General features: G+C 52.4%; 1 protein-coding gene. It reads left to right on the top strand.

From position 1 onward, the window contains the following. Window positions 1-243: 243 nt before the first annotated feature. Window positions 244-433, top strand: a 190-nt coding sequence (locus tag DVK06_RS19540) for a hypothetical protein (protein WP_233561832.1), incomplete at its 3' end; no start/stop codon positions are given.

Below are 433 nucleotides of genomic sequence, written 5' to 3'. Positions count from 1 at the left end.
CCCCGGTCGTTCAGTCCCGCCGCGAACTGGCCGGTTTGCGCCCAAAGCTCTCCGTAGGTAACGTCGTTCCCCGTATATGATACGGCGACTTCCCCGGTGTCGTCCTCGGCGACCGACCGGATGTTCATGACAATATTTGACATTCCAGCGGGACATCGTAGTTATCCCTCTAAAGGCTTCCCCCTGTTATAACCAATTATTACCTAATCAGGATTCTAAACTAACATCAATAGGTAGAATAATGTGGTTCTTAACGATGGTAGAATGGTGGTGTCGCACGCGGAGGCATACTTCGTGGATATATTCGTCGCCGCCGTGTTGGGTATCTTCAAGGACGATTCGTGCGGTCGTCACCGGGAAGAAACGGGGGCCGTAAGAGTTCGTGCTGTCGGCTGTAAGTACGTGAAGACCACCTCCGAATCGGTTGTTTCAC

The organism is Halorubrum sp. Atlit-28R (assembly GCF_003665955.1).
Classification (GTDB): domain Archaea; phylum Halobacteriota; class Halobacteria; order Halobacteriales; family Haloferacaceae; genus Halorubrum; species Halorubrum tropicale.
Note: the sequence above shows the minus strand (reverse complement) of the source record. Positions and strands in the feature narration are given on the sequence as shown.